This window comes from Rugamonas aquatica, assembly GCF_009380215.1.
GTDB classification, from domain to species: Bacteria; Pseudomonadota; Gammaproteobacteria; order Burkholderiales; family Burkholderiaceae_D; genus Rugamonas; species Rugamonas aquatica_B.
Map to the genome: position 1 here is coordinate 49,713 of NZ_WHUG01000009.1, position 19,359 is coordinate 69,071.

Here is a 19,359-nt window from a genome sequence, read left to right on the forward strand (position 1 = left end):
TGCCTCCTGCTAGAACAGCGGTACCACCGCGCCTATGATCTGTTCGGCCCGCACCAGGCCGCTCTGGCGATAGCGCGAGTCAAAACTGTCCGGACTGGTGCCCTGGACATAGAAGCTTCCGTCGGGTATCTGCCCTGCGGCGATAGGCTCAAGGGCCACACCGCGGGGCGCCAGACGCAACGCGGTGCCAACCTCCGCGCCGTTGACCAAAACTGTACGCTGCCGCACGCTGATACGGTCGCCGCCGACACCAACCACGCGCTTGAACAGCAGTTGCCCGCGCAGCACCGGAAATTGCTTGCACACGACGCCGTCGAACCGATACACCACATAGTCGCCCCGACGGTAGGGTCCGTGCCAGTAGTCGAACAACGCCAGTGTATAAGGCAGGCTGGGCGTGACATTGACCATCAGTGGACACCATGGCACGGGCACACCGAACACGCGCGACATCATGGCGATCCACGCCATCACCAGCAACACATAGCTGCAGCGCCGTTGCCGTAGGTGAGCTAGCCAGCCGTGCCACATCTACTTCACCTTTTCCCGCAGCCGCTCGGTCAGGTCGAGCGCGCTGGGCACATCGCCCATCAGCACCGACTTGTCGTACACCAGGCAACCGCACTCGCCCGGCAGTTCGTCCAGCGCAGCCGGCAAGCGCTGGGCAAACCGCCTGGCCATCAGCATGGCCCTATCCGCGCCGCGGTCGGCCGCGCCGGCTGCCGCGAGGCGACGGAACTGCTCCTCCTTCTCGTGGTAGACCGTGGCCACGTCGACCACCCCGATCCGCAGTTGCGGCCGGATCCACCAGTGGTCGTAGGCTGCGGTGCAGCCGGCCGCCGCCAGCAGCGACAACAGCATATGCACTCCGTAGCTCTTCATGCCAACCCCCTTTGATGCAGCAAAATCTTGATCGCGTCGTCAATGCTGTGGCCCTGTGCGCGCAACCGGTCGAGTGGTTCGTTGTCCTCGAGTTTGTTCGAAAACAGCAGCAGCGTGGCAGGATCGAGCAGCAGGCGGCCGATGCCTTCGCCGACTGGCGAACTTATATAGGTTTCCGAATACACGCCGGGCTCTGTCCTTAGCGAGCCCAGCAGGCGCTTCTTGCCGGCGTCCATACTCAACCGCCCTTTGCGCTCCAGCAGCTCAATCGATTCCGCCTTCTGGCGCATCATGAAGACCCAATCGCAGCAGTTGAACGCTGCCTCCATCTGCACCGAGCTGTAGTAGTCGTCCGCGCCCTGGGTGGCGGTGCCCAACGCTCCGCCATACTTGCGGGCCCGGCGCGCCGCCTCCTCGACCACTGCGAGCATGATGGTGTCGTTGCTGCCGGTCTGGGCGATCAACTGCTTGAGCTCATCGATCATGAACAGCTTCTTGCGGTTGCGGCTCAAATACATCTCGCCGGTGATCTGGTACAGCAGCAGGATGTTGACGACTTCGTGCAGGTCGGGCTTGCGCTTGAGCTGCTCGTTCTCGATCACGATAAAGTCGTTGCCGAGGTCGATGTTGTTCTTGCCCTCGAAGTATTTCTCGTACTGGCCGCCCTTCGAATAGGGATTGAGCATCACACCCAGGTCGCGGATGCGGCGGTCGTTGCGTATGTTGAATTCCTTGATCGTTCCGGTCAGGAAGGCGTCGCGCAGGCCCGTGACGGTGAGGTCCTGGCCATACTGCTGCCAGAGCTTCAGGATCACCGCCGATATCGCCTTGTACTGCAGCTCGTCCAGCGTGCCGTGCGACGCGCACATCTTTGCCACGGCCGGCACCAGCATGTCGATGTCTTCGTTGATGTCCTGGACTTTGGTGAACGGGTTGATGTTGATGTCGCAGGTGGGCCCGAACTCGACGTGCGTGCCCTTGGCCTTGCGGCACAGTTTTTCGAACGAGCGGCCCAGTTCCAGCATCATGACCTTGGCGCCCACCGCGCGGTACGACCAGGCGATCTCGTTGAGCAGCACCGACTTGCCGGAACCGGGCGCGCCGATGACTGCAAAGCTGGGGTTGCCGAGTTCATTGTCGTACAGGTCCAACTGCATCAGCTGGCCGCGCCGTCCTGCCATTTGCAAGGTGGGCGTGCGCGTGCCGCGCCATTCGGCAATCATCGGCGCAAGGTGGACTGCGTTGGCGGAGCTCTTGCGGGTAACCCGGCGCATGCGCTTGAGGTCCTGGTGGAAGGGCGGCGTCAGTGTCATCGGCAGGCTGGCCAGCAAGGCCTGGCGCGCCATATAGACGTCGGCGTTCAGCTCGAAGCCGCGCGCACGCCAGATCGCCCGGGCGGCATCGCAGCACTGGGCCACGCGATCGGGCGGGGCAAAGATGGCCAGCTGGTGGTACATCGACACCATCGAGCGGCCCGCGTCCAGCGCCTGCGCCATGGCCTTCCAGTCCTCCAGTTTGCGCTGCACATCCGGCATCACCCGCGCCATCTTGCTTTCCGCGTTCTGGGTCGCGCGCACGTGGTTGGCGGTCACGGCTGACCTGATGCTGATCGGATCGAGCATGAACAGGCCCATGGTCAGCAGGAACGGGCTGGCGTACTGCAGCGCCGGTTGCATCTGGTCCCCGATCAAGGCGCCCATCTGCCACAGGTAGTTCTCGGCCGGATACGACTTGACCGACATGAAGCGCGCCTCCAGTTCCAGCGGCGAATCCAGCTTGCCCAGCATCAGGCCGCGCGCGGTGGCATCCTGGACGGTGTCGAAATCGACAATCTGGTCGCGCACTTCACGGCCGTCGTCATAGTTCCGGTAATACTGGGTCGGCACCAGCAGCCTGTCGGGATTGGTGAACAGCGCGCACCAGTTGATCAGGTCGCCGGCGTCGCACACCTTGTTGGGATACAGCGCCGCATTGAGGGTCGATGAGAACGTCTCCCTGGCCACCAGCAGCTGCTCAAGTTTGCCGATGTCGTCCGCGCTGCCCGGCATGGTGATACTGACCATGGTGCGGTAGTCGCGCACCGTGTAGTGGAAGCCGCTGGTCAGCGAGCGCTGCGCTGCGTCCAGCAGGTAGGCGACGCGCTGGCGGGCCAGTTGGCGGTATAGATTTTCATTGCGCACCGGCCGTCCATAGTCGAAGGACTTTTCAATCTGGTCGTGGTCCTCCCAGCGCTGGCACGCATAGCGCCTCAGCATCTCGCCCAGGTGCGGCGACCCTAGCAACTGGATCTGCACCCCGCTCAATGCGGGGAACGCCGAGTACAGCGACATCAGGATCTCGACCATGCGCTCGTCGGCCCCGGACTGAGGCATTACTTCCAACATCACACCGAGACTGCCGCGATTGATGAATACCTTATGCTCCTTCGCGTAGGCGAGATAGGGCAGCCAGCTGGCAAAGCGGTCGCGCGGCGATTCCTCGCTGTCGTCGGTACGCAGGATGCTGCCTATCCATTCCGGCAGCCCGAATGCGTGCAGCAAGCCTTCCTTGGCCGATATCATCAGGTTCTCCCACGCAGGCTTCAGCGGCCAGGCGTCGCCGCCGGCGGCAGCATCGGCGCCGGCGGCTCCGGCAGCTCCGGCGCCAGGGGCGGCGCGCCGTTGATGTCCCCCGGCAGCTGGGGAGGCAGTGCGGGCGGCATGACCGGCCCGGGCAGCGTCGTCACCGCGGTCGCCGGCACTGTGGCAGGGGCGTTTCCCCGCGGTGCGCGCAGGACTCGGTAGGGCTGCGCGCTGCGCTCCTGCGCTGCGTCGATCAACCAATGGCCGCTCTCGACCTTCATATACAGGTAGGACTCATCGTAGAGGTCATTGTCCCGGTCGCGCCAGCGCTTGATCCACAGGCGCAGCAGACGCTCATCGGAACGCAGCGCGCGCACGGCACCTGGCTCGCCGGCGAGCGGCGCCAGCAACGACGCCGCTGCTGGCGGCCGGCGCTGGGGCGACGCGGGCGCGGGTCCGCTACGGGCCGCGGTCTGGCTGGGAAGGTTGTTGTGCAGCGAGTTCGCATAGTTGCCGGCCAGCGAGTCGCAGCGCACGCCCTCCGGCGCCTTGCACGCATAGTGGTCGCTGCCACCGAGTCCGGACAGGTCGCCGCAACCTGCCAGCAGCACGAGCGCCGTGGCGCCGACGCTACTAACGCTTGGTTTCATGATCGCTCTCCTCCTGCGCGGCGCGCTGCAGCGCCGCCTCCAATTCCGCGCCGCCGGCGACACCGTCGAGCCGCACACCGGCCCCGAACAGCAAGGTCGGGGTTCCCTGTACACGCAGGCGCCGCGCCAGCGCCAGATTGCGCTCGAGCGGATCGCTGCAGCCATCGCTGCCGGCAGGTTCGGCGACGTTTTCACCGGCCAGGGCACGGCGCCAGGCCGCCGCCCGATCGGCCGAGCACCAGATCGCATGGGACAGTTCGCGGCCCAGGAACGGCACCATGAAGGTGTAAACGCTGACGTCCTTCACGTCGTCGAGGATGTGCTCCAGCTGACGGCAATACGGACATGCGGGGTCGCTGAACACCACCATGCGCCGTCCGCTGCCGTCGCCGCGCGTGAGGACGGCGTCTGCCAAGGGCAATTGCTCAAGGCGCGGCAGCAGCACCGGGATGTCGGCGCCGGCCCGACCATCGGCGTGGCTGTGCCTTCCTGCCAGAGCATCGGCGTCGAACAGCGTGCCGAACACCAGGTAGCGCAAATGGCGCGGATGGACGTAGGCGGTGTTGGCGCCCATAGTGACCTGGTACCAGTCAGGGATCGCCGTGCGCGCCACGGCGTCGAACACCGTACCCGGGTAGAGCCGGCGCAGGCGGGCCAGCAGTTGTTGTTCCGGCTGCGCTTCGGGGCGCGCCCATGCATTGGCGCCCGACAGCAGTGCGCCCACGATCAGAGCCGTCAACCTTGCCTTATTATTTTGCATACGTATCCCTCCGGTCTTCCGGTACGTCCGGGGTGCCGTCCCCATCGATGCCGGCATCCATTTCCAGCCGCACGCCCTGGGTCAACGCAACATCGACGGCGCGCGCGCCATCGATCTCAATCACGGGAAACGTCTGTTCGGCCAGACGAATGTAGTAGTTCGCCAGGTTGTCCAACGCTCTTCCGACGCCGCTGGCCACGCCGCGCTTCATCAATTCCGCTTCGCTTCCGCCCTGCGTCGCCACGCTGCCCAGGGGCGAGCTGCTGAACGTGGTGCCGCTTTGTGAAAAGCCCTGCCCGATGCCGCCGACAATGCCGGCCCGCAGCGCATTGGCGAGCAGCTGGCCCTGCTTGGACACCAGCCTGCCCCGCAAGCCCAGCTTGCCGTCCTCGCCATACAGGTTGCCCTTGATCGGAACCTCCAGCGCCGTCCCGTCATGGCGTATGCAGGACAGGTTGACGGTGCGGCCATACGCCCGCTCCGAGCTGATGTCGCCGTAGACCGAGGCCACCACCAGGCATTCCTTGACCTGGGCGCGGTAGCGGTTCGGCAGCACCGCGTTGTCGGTCAGCCGTATCATCACCGGCAAGGGGTTCGATTGCGATTGGCCGCCGGTCGGCGCATCGACCCCGCCGAGCAATACGCCGTGCGCAAAGCTGACCGGCAGGTAGCTGCGCACCGGCTCGCCCTTGCCGTTGTCGTTCCTGGTGGCCGGCGCCGGCGCCGGGGCCGGCACCGCTATCCTGGTCAGGTTCGGCTGGATGCCGACCGGTGTGGTGTTTGCGCCGGGGCCGCCGCCGTCCTCGCCGCCGGCGCCGGGCGGGGCGCCCGGCGGCATCGAGAAGCCGCCTGGCCGCGCAGGCGTGGACACTGGGCGGCTGGGCGGCTGGGCAGGTGACGGCGGCGCAGGTGGCGCCGCCCCACCTTGCGCCAGCTTCTGCGCCTGTTCGGCCTGTTTCCTGTCCAGCTCGGCGAAGTGCTGTAGCACCTGGGCCTGGAATGCCTTGTTCTCGGTGTTGCGCCGCTCCTGGTCCTGACGTTCAGTCTCGAACTGATCCAGCTTGCGGCCCGCCGTTCCCAGCCACTCCTCTTCCGGACTGATCGAGCCGGGCGCCAGCACCTTGGCCACGCTGTGGCCGCGCGCACTCTTGCGCGGCGCGGAGGCACCACGCTCGGTCCTGGCAGGCGTACCCAGCCAGATCGTGACATACAGCGCGCCGACGCCGACGCAGCACAACAGGGCCGCCAGCAGATACTGGCGATGCTTCACCGGCAGGCGCGCCACCGACTCGGATAGGCGTGAACGCATTGTCATGGTTGGCTCCCGCTGCGGATGATGAATACCGAGGTGCTCTCGCCTGGGCGCAAGGTCAGCGATTCGATCGACACAGCGAGCACATCGTCGCGGTCGAATTCCTGCTCGGCCAACACCATCGGCGCCGGCCCCAGGTTGGTCAGCGTATAGTGGTCGCCCGCCAAGTCGTAGCCTGACAGCGTGCGCTCGAGCACCAGGCCCGCGCCCCGCCACAACTGCTGCGGCTCCTGCAGGCGGCGCTCGCTGACGGCGTCCGGCAGTTCGGCCGCCGCCAGGGCCAGCAGCATGGCCTTCAGGCCGCGCACGTAGTCGCCGCCGCGCGCAGCGGACTGCGATCCGCGCGCCGGGCGGGGCGGCTGGTCCTTGTCGCGCAGCACGATGGTCTCGGCAGCGCTGTCCGTGCGGGTCAGCAGCATGGTGTAGGTGGCGCGGTCGGTGGCAATAAACAGACTGATCGGTTTCGCGCCCGCCGCCACAGGCCGCAGGTAGACCTCCCCCTTGGCCGCGTCGCAGCCCAGGATGAATTCCCCGCCGGGGTTGATGGCCGCGTTGTTCTGCGCGGCGGCCAGTCCGGACGGATCATTCTGCCGCGCGCTGCAGCTGCTGGCGTAGACGTTCCCGATCACATCCTGGATGCGCGCTCCCTCCACCCTGATCCTGGTCGGTCCCTGGCTGGAAATCCTGGCTTCGACGGTGACGCCGTCGCTGACATCGAGTGTCTGCGGCCCCCCGGCGGCGTATGCCGCCGCCGCGCCACCGGCCAGCAGTGCCGGCAGCAGGCAATCTCTAACGCTTTTCATGTGCTTCCTCCTCGGAAAAGCGAGCCAGGTGCTCGCGCCCGCCGCGGTAGTCGAACTCGATCAGGTAGGTGACCTGCCGCGGCGTCGTCTCATGGCCGTTGATTTGGGTGTGCAAAATGCCGGTCGCCCGCACGCTTTGCGCGTCCTCGTCGGCGTCGTAGGTCTGGGCGCTGAAATAGGTCGAACCATTCATCTTTTTCAGCCGCTCGGCTTCGCGGTCCATCCGCATCGAGAACCCGGCGCTGCTCTCGGGCGCCACCAGCGGCAACAATGCCTTCTTCTTCCAGCTCACCGACTCTGGCGTCACATCGAGTACCAGGCCGCAAACGAATTCGGCCATCATCTGCAGGTAGTCGGCGCTGACCCGGTCGTGGCTGACCCAGAACTCGCGCGACACCGTCGGCGGCGTCACGACGGTGCGCTGCATCCCAAGCGTGCGCAGGACCACCAAGCCCAACACCAGTACCGCCACCGCCAGCACCAGGCTCAAAATGCCAAGGCGCGCGGCCCGCAGCCGCAGCTCGCGCATATCGCGGGTCAACTGGTCGGGATTCATGCTCGCCTCCTCAGCCCACCATGCGCCGCAGCGCCGACGGTGGGCTGCATGTCAAGTACGTCATCGGGGTCGGGGGCAGGTTCCAGAACAACCAGTGCAAAATAAACGCACTGTGCTTGTCCCCTTTCTTGCGGGCCAGCCAACGCGATACCAGCATCGAGCCGCCCAGCAGGCAACAAAAGCCCGTCTTGCTGCCAGAAAGCCAGCCAAGGAAGATCCCGATCAACACAGGCAACGCCACATCGATGTCCCAGAATCCCAGCTTCCACTGGTCGTCCAGGCGCCCCGGTGTATAACCATCCGCACTCATCGCTGTTCTCCCCTGACCGGTGGGCCGCTTACATCGATGCCAGCGTGCCGACGTCCACGCCCATGATGGCGCCGGCGATCGCCAGCCCCACGCCGCCGAAGATCGCCAGGCCGACAAAGAACAGCACCGGACTCAGATTGCGCAGGGCAGCCAGCGAAATCAGCGCAACGACGAAGCCGATGAAGCCGATGATGGCCTTAACGCCGGTTTCCATGCCGGCCAGTGTGGACAGCGCGGTACCCAGCGGCCCGCCCATCGAAGCCAGCGTGGTGAAGTCGATTGCGAACGAGGGCACGACCGCCGCCAACGACAGCAGCAGGGTGACAAAGACGCCAATGGCGCGGCGACTGATGCCGCCAGTGGCAGGCGCGGCACTGCGGCCGGCGCGGATTGCGATTGCGTTCATAGTGTTTTCCTTTCGAATAATCGTAGTAAGTCAGCTCGGGGCGATCCCTGTCTGCCCCCGGCCGCGGCGCAGCCGGGGGCGCCGGTGGAGGTCCACGAGCCCACGGTTGCGGCATTCGCTCTATATGCTTCATCGCTGCATTTCAAACTACGGCAGATCGATGCTGGGGCTGCCGCGTGGTCAACTGCTACTTGCGGCGAACCTGACGGGTCGCCAGCATGGATGTCGTGTGCTCGGGTGCGAGCCCTGGCGACGCCACGCCCAGATCGACACGCCGGTTCAAGCTGCGCCCGTTTTCGCTGCGGTTCGACGCCACATAGCACTCGCCCGGATGGCGATTCGTCACCACCACCACGGCCAGGCGCGGCAATGCGGCGGCCAGCCAGCGACGCACTGCCTGCGCCCTCTGGTGGGCGACGCTGGCGTTGGCGCGCCGTCCCCCCACGCCGTCGGCGCAGGCATGCAACTGCAGCGCTCGGGCGCGGCCCAACTGAGCCGCATACGCTTCCAGCTGGTTCAGGGCCTGTGGCGACAGCCGCGACGAGTTGAACGGAAAATACAAGTGCAGATCGGGCGCGAGCTCAGCTGCGTCCTCCGGAGCCGTAGGCAAGGGCGGGGGAGACGTTGACTCGGCCTGTGCCGGCAGGTCAGCGGGCGCGTCTTCAAGGTATTTTTGAGTGCGTTGCGGACACGCGTCGCCGCACAAGACAAATTTGGGCTGACCGTCCACGATCATCTGGCCGATCGCTGCACGCCCCTGAGGCGCGGCTGCCGTAGCTTGCTCGGTACCGGGTTTGCCGGAACGGTGGGCACAGCCAGCCAGCGAAAACAGCCAGGCCAGAACTGCCACTCCCATGGCGACGCGCAGGAGTTTCATGGCAGGCTCACTTGCAGCAGCGGGCCTGCCACAGTAGCGGGCTGTGACCCCGCGTACGCGGCGAGTTGGACGGCGCTGCCGCGGCGCAGGCGCTGCAGTTGGCGGTAGACGCGCCAGGCATAGGCGCTGCGAGCGCGCCGGCACGCGTCGCCCGTCAGCCTGACGCACGAGGCGTTATAGGCGCCGACGGCTTCCCAGCTCAGGCCGAAGCGCTGGATCCGCTCCGCCAGGATGCCGGCGCCAACATCGACATTGGTGCACAGGTCCAGCAAGCGTGCTTCATTGATGCCGCGACCACGCAACGCCGGCAGGTTTCCGCTGTTAATCTGCATCGCGCCGATGTCCCGTGTGCCGGCCCCCGGCCCGTCGTTGTGGTGCACCAGGCGCGGGTTGGCTCCCGATTCGGCCTGGGCGACGGCGTAGAGCAACAGCGGCGCGATCCCGTGCTGGTGACCCGCCCGATCCCAGCACGCGCACGCGCTGCCCGCACGTAGCAGTAACAGCACAATCACGAGATAGCGCAACATGACGATCTCCCCTTCCGGACTGGCCGGTGCGGCAATGGATAGCCGCTCAAGCGGGCGGGCCCATTGAAAAAACAGGGGTTCAGCATAGTCAACGCTGACAGGGAACACACTCTGATACCGGCCCCGATTCGGACCGGGTATTGGCTGGACGCAGCCCGCCTCGGCTGCTACCAGCCCCGCCCGGCGGCGGGGCTCCGAGTATGCCCACTGCATCGCTGCGCGGAACTGCGCATCCGCCCTGGCTCATCAAAGGAGACAACGCAAGCATGTCGCCGGCGTCGGAGACCAACACTCCGCGCGGCTGCGATCGGCGGGCGTACCATGCTGAAGCGGACAGGCGCAGCCTTACCGGGCCAGACGTCGGCAGAGCGCCGCGCATCACAGCGCCGGGCCGCGCGATCACGGCATGCCGAGCCGCGTCAGCGCACCGGCCATGCGTTGTGCGTTCCCGCGGCGACCAGGCGCAAAGCCGGGGCGCTCGCGTGCATCGCCATATCCTGAAAACGCCGGCGATCCGGGCGCCGCGCACACGGCGTGGCGAGACAACGCTGCACGCGAGGAAGAACCCCGGACGGCACTGTCGATCTCCACCAGCACCGCGCTAGCGGCCATGCCGCCGACACGCGGCATCACCTGACGGTTGCGGCTTTTTAGGTTCGCTTCGGCCCTCCGCAGTCGTTCCGGATACAAGGTCGACGCCGCGCTGCGTCCTGCCGGCCATGACGGAGCGCCGCCTTCCGGGGCGCAGCACGGCCTCGCCGAGTCGCACCGCCAGACCGGCCACAAACGGCCGGCCGGCGCGTATCGTTGCCCCATTTAGTTTGCGCCGCCATGTTCTACTACAAAACCAACGATGCGGAAACGGCATCCCCAGGCTGGTTCACCGTTTGACCAGCGCCGGGCTATTGATCTCGCTCAACCTTCCCCCCCCTTGCGCCCAGCGTTCACCGTGGTTGCGCACTTGGCGTAGGCATAAAAAAACCCGCGATCGTGGCGAACGCGGGGTTGGCTTGGCGACCAGATCGGCCGCACGTCCTGATCACAGGCAACTCAGTCCTTCATCGACCAGCGAAACCCGCTTGCTGGAAGTGATCATCAGGCAATCGAGAACCACGATGCCTAGCAGTCCCAGCGCATCGCGCACGGCAGCGAACTGCGCCACGGCAGCTGCGTCCGGCTGCTCGGGATCGGTGGGCTCGCTGAACGCCAGCACCGCCTGCGTGGCATTGTGCCGCAACGCTTCGCGCACCACCTCGCGCGGATACACCGAGCAATGATCGACGTCGCCATGAAACAGCGGACCGCACCACAACACCTGCCGGCGGCGGTTCAACCAGGCCACGCACACCACGCGCCGTGTTTCCGCTGCCAGCATCAGGTGCAGATAGTCACCCAGTTCATCCACCCTGAGCACCGCCGAAGCCGGACGCACCACACGCCGGCGCAAGATATCCAGCGCATTGCTTATCACAGCGCTTTCCGACGCGGCCTCGCCACGCTCGCACACCTGCATTGCAATCATCAACGTTCCTTTCAAGCGCGCCGGGGCCTGGGTCGGCCGCGGCGCATGAGTTATCTACATACACCACAAGCCGGCCAGCATTGTTGCGTTTGTTGAGAAATCGCCAGGCCACACTTGAACCGTAATCGCCACAGGTATATTCTGCTCATGGTCCCCAACATCCGGACCCACGAATTGGAGCATCACACCATGTTGCGACTCAACCAATTTATCCGCCTGACGCCCAGGGAGATTTCCCTGCTGGCCAAGGTGACCAATTGCACCCCGCCTACCATCAAGACCATCGACGAGCTGGCCTCCTATGTGGACCAGGCAAAACGACGCTTTCCAATGCCAAGTACCAGCCGGAGGGCCCTGTTTTGGCTGATCGACGACGTGGTCGCGGAAATCCTGGCGGCATGACGGGCCGGGTTACCCCGGTCCGTCTACGCGTCAGCGCCTATCGGCCTGGCGCGGCGCCGCTTCCGCCGTTGATGCACCACCACCGGACGGAGCCGCCGCCGTAGCAGATGCCGCCGCGGTTGCTTCAACCACGTCGCCGGCAGCGGCGCTGGGCGCGGTCGCGGCCCTGCGGGCACCGGCAGCCGACCTCGCACGCTTGGGCTGAGTGCCCTTGCTTCCTAGCCCCCCCATCACCAACCGATCGGCAAGTTCGGGATCGGCCATCAACTTCAGCAGCAAGTCCTGGGCAGGATCCTGATCACTGGAAGTGCCGTAGGGGGAACGCCGGTCCATCAGCCAGCGCCATGGCGCCTTGACCATGTCGGCCAGGGCTGCCCAGCGGCGTTGCTTGCGCATGAAGCGGCCCGCGTTCATGGTGGCGGTCAGGTAGAGCGCCGGCACCTGGGCACGCAGCTCAGGGTCCGCGCCGAACAGGCGGAGCAGCTCGACGCAATCCGCCGGGTGCTGCACCATCCGGTACAACTGCCGCCATTGCTGCTGCTCCAGTCGCGCCAGCAGCGGCGTCTCCAGCTGGCCGAATGCCAGACCGTTCTTGCCCATCAGCTCTTTGAACACCGGAACCGACAGACTGATGCGGGTGCGTGGGTCCGGGCCGTAGGAATCAAGGTCGGCCACTTTTCTTTCGCGTTCTAAATTCATGACTAGCTCCTCTCATAACGATGGAATGGCGTCCGGCATGGCTGCCGGGACGGTTGGGACTTGCTGGGATATGACCGGGTGCATCAACACAGCGAAGACGACATGCGGCCGTCCAGGCGACTACGACGGATCGCCGCGCCCCGCAGCCAGCCGCGCGGCCGGCTCCGACTGGACCGGCTCGGCGATGGAGCGAACACGGCGAATCCAGCCAGCAGCAGACAGCACGGACGCCGCGGCGTACGCGGGCGCGGCAGCCCGCCTCCTCCGAGCAAAGCACAGCGCACACCAATATTGGAAACGTTGCATGGGAACATGATGATCTCCTGATAAATGCGAGACGCACCGATCCCAAGGCGGGAAACGGTATCCCGCTGGTGGGCACCCGGAAGCCGGGTGTGAAGAGCGTGACGTGTCCGCCGGAGGCGACGCACGCAACGACATGCAGAACTACAACTTTGGCGATATCGAGGACGGTGCTTTAATACGGGTATCGCGCGCAGCGTCGCCTGAACGGCGAACTCGGCACCGGCGACCGTCGTGCCAGTACAAAGGTTGGAGCGGAATGACTCCGCAAAGTGCTCCTGCAGTCTAGACGCAGCCGGCCGCCAACGGCAACCGGCTGCGCCGCATTTCTTGGGGACATGCGACGTCAGTTCGCGGTACCAGGCGCGTCATCAGGGCGGTGCAGGAACACCGTCCAATCCCCGTAGTACTTGCCTCCGTATTGGACCAGTCCATCAACCATCGCTACGTCCACCCATTCATCCACTTCGCTGGCGGCGATACCGCACTGCTCGGCGAAGTGGGCGGCCTCGTCCAGGGTTGGGAGGCGCACGCGCACGGTGGTGTTATAGGTTACGTGGTATGCCAGAATGGGCAGCATGGGGCCGTCGTAGCCCCAATCGTCCATCGCCTGGTCGATCCTGTCGCGCCCATGGAACAGCGCGAAATAAAGGCCGGCGGGAAGCTGCCGCGCGGCGGCGCTGGCGTAGACCGCCTGCGGCGGCTCGCGCAGTTCGCAGCGCCGATGCCGCCATTCATAGGTGGTCTGGCCGCCGTCCAGCGACAGCACCGCCACCTGTCCGCCAGGCTCGCCTTGCTCGACGTCCGCAGCCACCGCGCGCAGCAACTCACCCAGCATCGAGCCATCGGCATGCTCAGGCATGACCGGTCCATACACCACGATTTGCATATGCTGATACATGATCAATTCCTTTCGGTATAGAGGGAAGGCCGGTGCGGCTGCACCGGCCCCTTACACACAATCCGATACGGGTCGCAGTGCAGACTTCAGTCCCAGGCCAGACCGACATTGCTCTGGTACTCGACCACCCGAGTCTCGAAGTAGTTGCGCTCCTTCTTCAGGTCCACCATTTCACTCATCCACAGGAAGGGGTTGCGCGCCTGGGGGTACAAGTCGCCCAGCCCGACTTGCTGGGCGCGGCGGTTGGCCACAAAGCACACATAGTCCTTGAACATCCAGGCATTCAAACCCAGCACGCCGCGCGGCATGGTGTCGACCGCATAGCGGTATTCCAGCTGCACCGCATCGGCAAACAAGGAACGCAGTTCGGCCTGGAACCCCGGTGTCCACAGCTGTGGATTCTCCAGCTTGATCGTATTCACTAGGTCGATACCGAAGTTGCAGTGCATCGACTCGTCACGCAGGATGTACTGGTACTGCTCGGCCGCTCCTGTCATCTTGTTCTGCCGTCCCAAGGCGAGGATCTGCGCAAAGCCCACATAGAAGAACAGACCTTCCATCAGGCACGCGAACACCACCAGCGACTTCAGCAACGCCTGGTCGCTGGCCGGTGTACCGGTGGCAAACGCAGGGTCGGTCAGCGTCGCGATAAAGGGCAGCAGGAACTGGTCCTTGTCCCGTATGGCCGGCACTTCCCGGTAGGCGTTGAAGATTTCCCCCTCATCGAGCCCCAATGACTCGACGATGTACAGATAGGCGTGGGTGTGGATGGCCTCCTCGAAGGCTTGGCGCAACAAGTACTGACGACACTCCGGCGCTGTGATATGGCGGTAGGTGCCGAGCACAATGTTGTTGGCGGCCAGCGAATCGGCCGTCACAAAGAAGCCGAGATTACGCTTGACGATCAGGCGCTCGTCATCGGTCAGTCCGGCCGGGTCCCGCCACAGCTGGATGTCGCGCTGCATATTCACTTCCTGCGGCATCCAGTGATTGGCGCAACCGGCCAGGTATTTGTCCCACGCCCAGTGGTACTTGAACGGCACCAGCTGGTTGACGTCGGTTTTGCCATTGATCACCCGCTTGTCTTCGGCGTCCACCCGTGACCCGGGCACGGACAGCCCGTCTGTTGCAGTTGTCATGATCTGCTCCTGTTAAGGGTTGTGGCGCGGCCACATGGCCGCACCGGTGTTGCTGTCGCTACTGGCAAGCCTCGCACGGCCCGCCGTCCTCGCCACGCCCGAGCGCACATTGAATGCCTTGCGTGACCGGCACGGCATTCAAGCCGCCGGCGCGGCCGGTCGACTTGTCGACGCCGCTGGCCTGGACCACGCGCAAGTAATAGGTCGTCTTCAACCCGCGGCGCCAGGCCAGGCCATACAGCTCGTCGAGCTGGCTGCCGCTCGGCTGAACCACATACAAGGTCAACGACTGCGCCTGGTCGACCCATTTCTGGCGCCGCGCGGCGGCCTCCACCAGCCAGCGCGGATCAGTCTCGAACGCGGTGCGATAGATCTCCTTCAAATGCTTGGGCACCCGCTCGATGTTGGCGACGCTGCCGTCGTAATGCTTCAGGTCCGCCACCATCGCAGCGTCCCACAAGCCGTGATATTTCAGGTCCCGCACCAGATACTGATTGAGCTCGGTGAATTCGCCGAACAGGTTGGACTTCACGTACAGTTGCTGGAACGCTGGCTCGTTCGAGGGCGACACCCCGGCGATGTTGGCGATGGTCGCCGTGGGCGCGATGGCGACGCAGTTCGAATTGCGCATGCCAAACGCGCGTATCCGGTCCAGCAACGCCCCGTAGTTACAGGCCGCATAGCTTTCCCGGTCGACGTCGAGCAGGTCGGCGCCGCGCTCCGCCGCCAGCCAATCCAGCGTGTCGCGGGGCAAGACGCCCTTGTCCCATAATGAGCCGGCGTAGCTGCCGTATCTTCCCCTCTCCTCGGCCAATTCGGTCGAGGCCCAGTAGGCGAAATAGCAGAACATCTCGGTCAGACTGTCCGCCTCCGCCACCGCTGTCGGGCTGCCATAAGCAATCCCTGTAGCGTGCAGCACATCCTGGAACCCCATCATCCCCAGACCCACCGGACGGTGCAACTGATTGGCGCGGCCAGCCTTGTCGACCGTGTACAGGTTCAGGTCGATGCTGTTGTCCAACATCCTCATCGCCACCGAGATGGTCCTGCGCAGGCAGTTGAAGTCGTACTTGCCACCCACCAGGTGGACCACCAGGTTGACCGAACCCAAGTTGCATACGGCGACTTCGTCGGCGCAGGTGTTGAGAGTGACCTCGGTGCAGAGGTTGGAACTGTGCACCACGCCGGCGTGCTGCTGCGGGTTGCGGACATTGCACGGATCCTTGAACGTGATCCAAGGATGGCCGGTCTCATACAGCATGGTGAGCATCTTGCGCCACAGATCCTTGGCGGCCACGGTCCTGGAGTCGATCGCCCCCCTGGCCGCGAGCCGCTCGTAGCGCTGGTATGCTTCGTCGAACGCCTTGCCGTACAGGTCATGCAAGTCCGGCACGTCGGATGGCGAGAACAGCGTCCAGTTGCTGTTGCCCAGCACGCGCTTCATGAACAGGTCGGGTATCCACCCGGCGGTGTTCATGTCGTGGGTGCGGCGCCGGTCGTCGCCGACGTTCTTGCGCAGTTCCAGGAACTGTTCAATGTCCATGTGCCACGTCTCCAGATAGGCACAGACAGCGCCCTGGCGCTTGCCTCCCTGGTTGACCGCCACCGCGGTGTCGTTGACCACCTTCAGGAACGGCACCACGCCCTGCGACTTGCCGTTCGTGCCCTTGATGCGACTGCCCATCGCGCGCACCGGCGTCCAGTCGTTGCCGAGGCCGCCGGAGTACTTGGCCAGCAGCGCGTTTTCCTTGATGGCGTCATAGATCCCTTCCAGGTCGTCCGGCACCGTGGTCAAAAAACACGAGGCCAGCTGCGGCCGCGCGGTTCCGGCGTTGAACAGCGTCGGCGTCGATGGCAGAAACTCCAGCCGCGACAACACCTGGTAGAACTCAATCGCCCAGAATTCCCGATCGGCTTCACCGATCGCGAGCCCCATGGCGATACGCATGAACATGGCCTGCGGGTGTTCCAGCAAGCGCTCGCCGTCACGCTGCAGGTAGCGGTCGTGCAAAGTCTGCAAGCCGAGGTAGCGGAACAGCCCGTCCCGCTCGGGGCACAGCCGCTGCGCCAAGCGGCCGCAGTCGAACTGCTTCATGCGCGCGTCCAGCAGGCCGGCGTCTACGGCCCAGGCGATGTAGCGCGGGAAGTGGTCGCGGTAGGCGGCGCGCGCGCCGCGCTGGTCCTGCACCTCGCCCAGCACCTCGCGCTGGATCGAGCCGAGCAGCAGGCCTGCCGCCAGCTGGTCGTATTCGGGATCGGTCTCCATCAACGAGCGCGCCGCCAGCAGCAATGCGCGGTCCACATCGGCGGCGCCGGCGCCGTCGAACAAGTCGCGCAATGCGGCGCCGGCTACGCGTTTGATGTCCACCATCGGTAGCTTGCTGGCGCAATCGGCCACCCGCGCTTCCAACTCGTGAAGCGACAGCGAAGCGCCATCAGCCAGCCTGAGCGTGACTCGCTGACGATGGGTGCCGTCGGTCCGCGCCGCCTTGCGGGCGGCCCGGTAGAGCACGTAGCCGCGAGCAATCCGATGCTCCGAGTGGTGCATCAGGGCTTGCTCGACCAGATCCTGTATCTCCTCGATGGGCACCGACTTCTCGGGCCGCGCGGCCAGCGCCGAGTCAACGTGCTCAACCAGCTCGTCGATCTGCGCCATCTGCGACTGCGCCAGCACAGACTGCCCGCCGACCCAGGCCACGCCGTTCTCGTCGTTCAAAAAGGCGCACTCCAGCGCCCGACGGATCTTGCTCGCGTCGTAACGCACCACCGATCCGTCGCGCTTGAGCACCAGGGCGGTGCGGCGCAATTCCATGGTTTGCTCACTCATGATCTTTCTCCTATAAAATTTGCATCGTAGGGAGGTGACTGCGGCCGACATTGTTCCTGCACAGGAACCGGCACGGCCGCAGGCCGTTGCGCGGAAATGGCCGCGCTTTACTGCACTTCCTGCACTGCGTGAACGTCCTGCGGGCCAGCCGTGCCCAACGCAAGCCGGCTCCGGTTGGCAACCGTTTCGACCCCGTAGGCCCAGCGGCCAAAGGCGGTCAGCATCAGTGTCCTGCCGCTCCACCACGCCAGGCCGCCGTCAATCAGCAAGGCCCTGTCGGCTTCGGACACGTCCTGCCAGCCCCCGGTCAGCGGACTGGCAACCGTATCCGCGACACGCTCGGCAAAATATCGCCGCGCCGCCGGCGTCAGTTCGGTGTAGGCCACCTGTGCCGCGCGATCCATCAATCCAGACGGACACACTGTCCCCGCCACCAGGGCGTCATGGGCCAGGGTCGCTTCCCGCAACTCCCAGCCGGCCAGCAGCAGCACGGCAAAATCGAGGCGGTCGCTCTGCGCCTGCTGGTCGTAGAACAACTCCGGCAGTTCAACCAGCCGGGTTTCGCTGATGACCTGCTCGAAGTAATCGACCCGCTGGCGCCCGCGGATGCATTCCCGGGCATCGATCAATGCGTCGCGCAACAACCGCAACACGCGGGCCGGACGCAGGCTGCGCATACCCTCATCGGGCGCGTGACACAAGCCGTAGTGCACGCCTTCGATGCCGAAGTCGCAGAACATTTCGGCGTCCGAACGACCGGCTGTACGGGAATATGCGCAGCTTGCGCACAAGCCGTATCCCTTGGCCAACGCATACCAGTGGCGCCCCAGCGTGCTGGCATTGCAGCAGCAGCACAGCAGCGCACGCAGTGGGCTGCCATCGACCGCCAGCAGCGCACGCAGCTGGTTGCGCATCTCGCGCGCCTGGGCCTGGAGCGGCACGATGTTGAAGTCGTCCGGCGGCAACCCGCTCGCACACGCCTCGTATCCGCTATCCATCTGCAGCCGCTCAATCCGATGATCCAGCGCGACCAGACTGGCCGCGACCTGCTTGGTCTGGACGAGCACTTTCTCCATGGGTCTATCCATGATCTTTCTCCTTGGGGGTGGTGGCAGGGCCGGATGGCCGCTACCGCTTCGAATAAGAACTGCGCCAAGCGAAGCCGCGCGGCCTCTGGGCCGTCCGTCACTATGGCGCCGCAATGGCTACGTCACTCGCTCTGGGGACGAGGCAGCAGGCAACCAGTGCCGGCTTGCCGTATGCGATGCAGCCGAATGGCGCCGCTCAACTGGCCGACAATGAAGCGCCTATGACATCGCCGCCGGCTCCTTGATGTCCAACACGGGCGGGATCTCCGTTCCGGTCAGCCGGCGCGGGTGCCCAGGCAAGGTCGCCAGAGTCCTCGATGTGCGCGGCTGCATGATCGGCCGCTTCGCAATCGCCGCAATGCACACCTTCAATGCCGAAGGTGGCCAACAGCGGCTCGCCGGACGCTCGTTGTCGCTCCAGTCCGATGCAGGCGGCGCATAGGCCCTTCCCCGTCGGCATTCCGAACCACGGGCGTCCCATGGTCGGCGTACCGCAATGCCAGCAGGCTAGCTTGCGCAGCGGTGTTGCGCTCACCCTAAGCAGCGCAACGAACTGTCTGCGTAACAAACTGACCCGTTCATGGTGCTGCTGGTACGCCGGCGCCAGCTTCACACGGCCGGTGCTCAATGCATCGGCGCCCTGCTGCATCTGGTAGTCCAGGAAGCGGCTTTCGGCCAACTGAAGATGGATCGCCAGCGCCATGGCAGGCTCGATCACTTTGTCGATGATGGTTTCCATGATGTTCCTTTCCAAAATGTCTGCACAACTTATCCGCTGCGCCGATGCGCGCATACACCGGTCCAAGGGACTGGCAATTGCAACGCCACGGGCAT

20 protein-coding genes are annotated in these 19,359 nt (G+C 65.0%); 1 reads left to right on the forward strand and 19 read right to left on the reverse strand.

All coding sequences use genetic code 11. From position 1 onward, the window contains the following. Positions 1–9: 9 nt before the first annotated feature. From traF to GEV02_RS20850, 13 genes are all read right to left on the reverse strand, one after another. Positions 10–531, reverse strand: coding sequence for a conjugative transfer signal peptidase TraF (traF, locus tag GEV02_RS20790; protein ID WP_152839889.1), 522 nt, complete (start codon positions 529–531; stop codon positions 10–12). After that, positions 532–882, reverse strand: a complete 351-nt coding sequence (locus GEV02_RS20795; RefSeq protein WP_152839890.1) for a hypothetical protein — start codon at positions 880–882, stop codon at positions 532–534. Then, positions 879–3,443, reverse strand: coding sequence for a type IV secretion system protein TraC (traC, locus tag GEV02_RS20800; protein ID WP_152839891.1), 2,565 nt, complete (start codon positions 3,441–3,443; stop codon positions 879–881). Before traC ends, GEV02_RS20795 begins: the two co-directional genes overlap by 4 nt. Before the next feature lie 20 nt (positions 3,444–3,463). Beyond that, complete coding sequence (locus tag GEV02_RS32975) at positions 3,464–4,093, reverse strand: TraV family lipoprotein (protein WP_174999225.1); 630 nt, start codon at positions 4,091–4,093, stop codon at positions 3,464–3,466. After that, positions 4,077–4,853, reverse strand: a complete 777-nt coding sequence (locus GEV02_RS20810; RefSeq protein ID WP_174999227.1) for a DsbC family protein — start codon at positions 4,851–4,853, stop codon at positions 4,077–4,079. The genes GEV02_RS32975 and GEV02_RS20810 overlap by 17 nt, the downstream gene beginning before the upstream one ends. After that, entirely contained in the window at positions 4,843–6,168 is a 1,326-nt protein-coding gene (locus GEV02_RS20815; protein ID WP_152839893.1) for a TraB/VirB10 family protein, read from the reverse strand. Before GEV02_RS20815 ends, GEV02_RS20810 begins: the two co-directional genes overlap by 11 nt. Then, the gene (locus tag GEV02_RS20820) at positions 6,165–6,968 is read right to left on the reverse strand and encodes a TraK domain-containing protein (protein ID WP_152839894.1); all 804 of its coding nucleotides are present in this window, start codon (positions 6,966–6,968) and stop codon (positions 6,165–6,167) included. Before GEV02_RS20820 ends, GEV02_RS20815 begins: the two co-directional genes overlap by 4 nt. Then, positions 6,955–7,524, reverse strand: a complete 570-nt coding sequence (gene traE, locus GEV02_RS20825; RefSeq protein WP_152839895.1) for a type IV conjugative transfer system protein TraE — start codon at positions 7,522–7,524, stop codon at positions 6,955–6,957. Before traE ends, GEV02_RS20820 begins: the two co-directional genes overlap by 14 nt. A 10-nt stretch (positions 7,525–7,534) precedes the next feature. Beyond that, a complete protein-coding gene (gene traL / locus GEV02_RS20830; RefSeq protein WP_152839896.1) occupies positions 7,535–7,834 on the reverse strand; it encodes a type IV conjugative transfer system protein TraL in 300 nt (99 codons plus the stop codon). Positions 7,835–7,862: 28 nt separating this feature from the next. After that, a complete protein-coding gene (locus GEV02_RS20835; protein ID WP_152839897.1) occupies positions 7,863–8,240 on the reverse strand; it encodes a hypothetical protein in 378 nt (125 codons plus the stop codon). Positions 8,241–8,427: 187 nt separating this feature from the next. Continuing rightward, entirely contained in the window at positions 8,428–8,802 is a 375-nt protein-coding gene (locus tag GEV02_RS32980; protein WP_174999229.1) for an OmpA family protein, read from the reverse strand. A 311-nt stretch (positions 8,803–9,113) separates the two neighbouring features. Further along, entirely contained in the window at positions 9,114–9,644 is a 531-nt protein-coding gene (locus GEV02_RS20845) for a transglycosylase SLT domain-containing protein (protein ID WP_152839899.1), read from the reverse strand. 1,039 nt (positions 9,645–10,683) lie between these two features. Continuing rightward, positions 10,684–11,166, reverse strand: a complete 483-nt coding sequence (locus GEV02_RS20850) for a JAB domain-containing protein (RefSeq protein WP_152839900.1) — start codon at positions 11,164–11,166, stop codon at positions 10,684–10,686. A 189-nt stretch (positions 11,167–11,355) separates the two neighbouring features. Here GEV02_RS20850 and GEV02_RS20855 point away from each other — a divergent pair, with 189 nt between their 5' ends. Next, complete coding sequence (locus tag GEV02_RS20855; RefSeq protein ID WP_152839901.1) at positions 11,356–11,568, forward strand: hypothetical protein; 213 nt, start codon at positions 11,356–11,358, stop codon at positions 11,566–11,568. A 30-nt stretch (positions 11,569–11,598) separates the two neighbouring features. On the opposite strand, the gene GEV02_RS20860 is transcribed toward GEV02_RS20855, so the two are convergent. The 6 genes from GEV02_RS20860 to GEV02_RS20885 form a co-directional block, all read right to left on the reverse strand. Next, positions 11,599–12,267, reverse strand: coding sequence for a hypothetical protein (locus tag GEV02_RS20860; protein WP_152839902.1), 669 nt, complete (start codon positions 12,265–12,267; stop codon positions 11,599–11,601). 649 nt (positions 12,268–12,916) lie between these two features. Beyond that, positions 12,917–13,471 (reverse strand): hypothetical protein, encoded by a 555-nt coding sequence (locus tag GEV02_RS20865; RefSeq protein WP_152839903.1) that lies wholly within the window; start codon positions 13,469–13,471, stop codon positions 12,917–12,919. 86 nt (positions 13,472–13,557) lie between these two features. After that, a complete protein-coding gene (locus GEV02_RS20870; RefSeq protein WP_152839904.1) occupies positions 13,558–14,610 on the reverse strand; it encodes a ribonucleotide-diphosphate reductase subunit beta in 1,053 nt (350 codons plus the stop codon). 58 nt (positions 14,611–14,668) lie between these two features. Then, positions 14,669–17,437 (reverse strand): ribonucleoside-diphosphate reductase subunit alpha, encoded by a 2,769-nt coding sequence (locus tag GEV02_RS20875; protein ID WP_235922866.1) that lies wholly within the window; start codon positions 17,435–17,437, stop codon positions 14,669–14,671. Between the two features lie 107 nt (positions 17,438–17,544). After that, the gene (locus tag GEV02_RS20880; RefSeq protein WP_152839906.1) at positions 17,545–18,525 is read right to left on the reverse strand and encodes a hypothetical protein; all 981 of its coding nucleotides are present in this window, start codon (positions 18,523–18,525) and stop codon (positions 17,545–17,547) included. A gap of 196 nt (positions 18,526–18,721) precedes the next feature. Next, on the reverse strand, positions 18,722–19,264 hold the full coding sequence (locus GEV02_RS20885; protein WP_152839907.1) for a hypothetical protein: 543 nt from the start codon (positions 19,262–19,264) through the stop codon (positions 18,722–18,724). Positions 19,265–19,359: the final 95 nt, after the last annotated feature.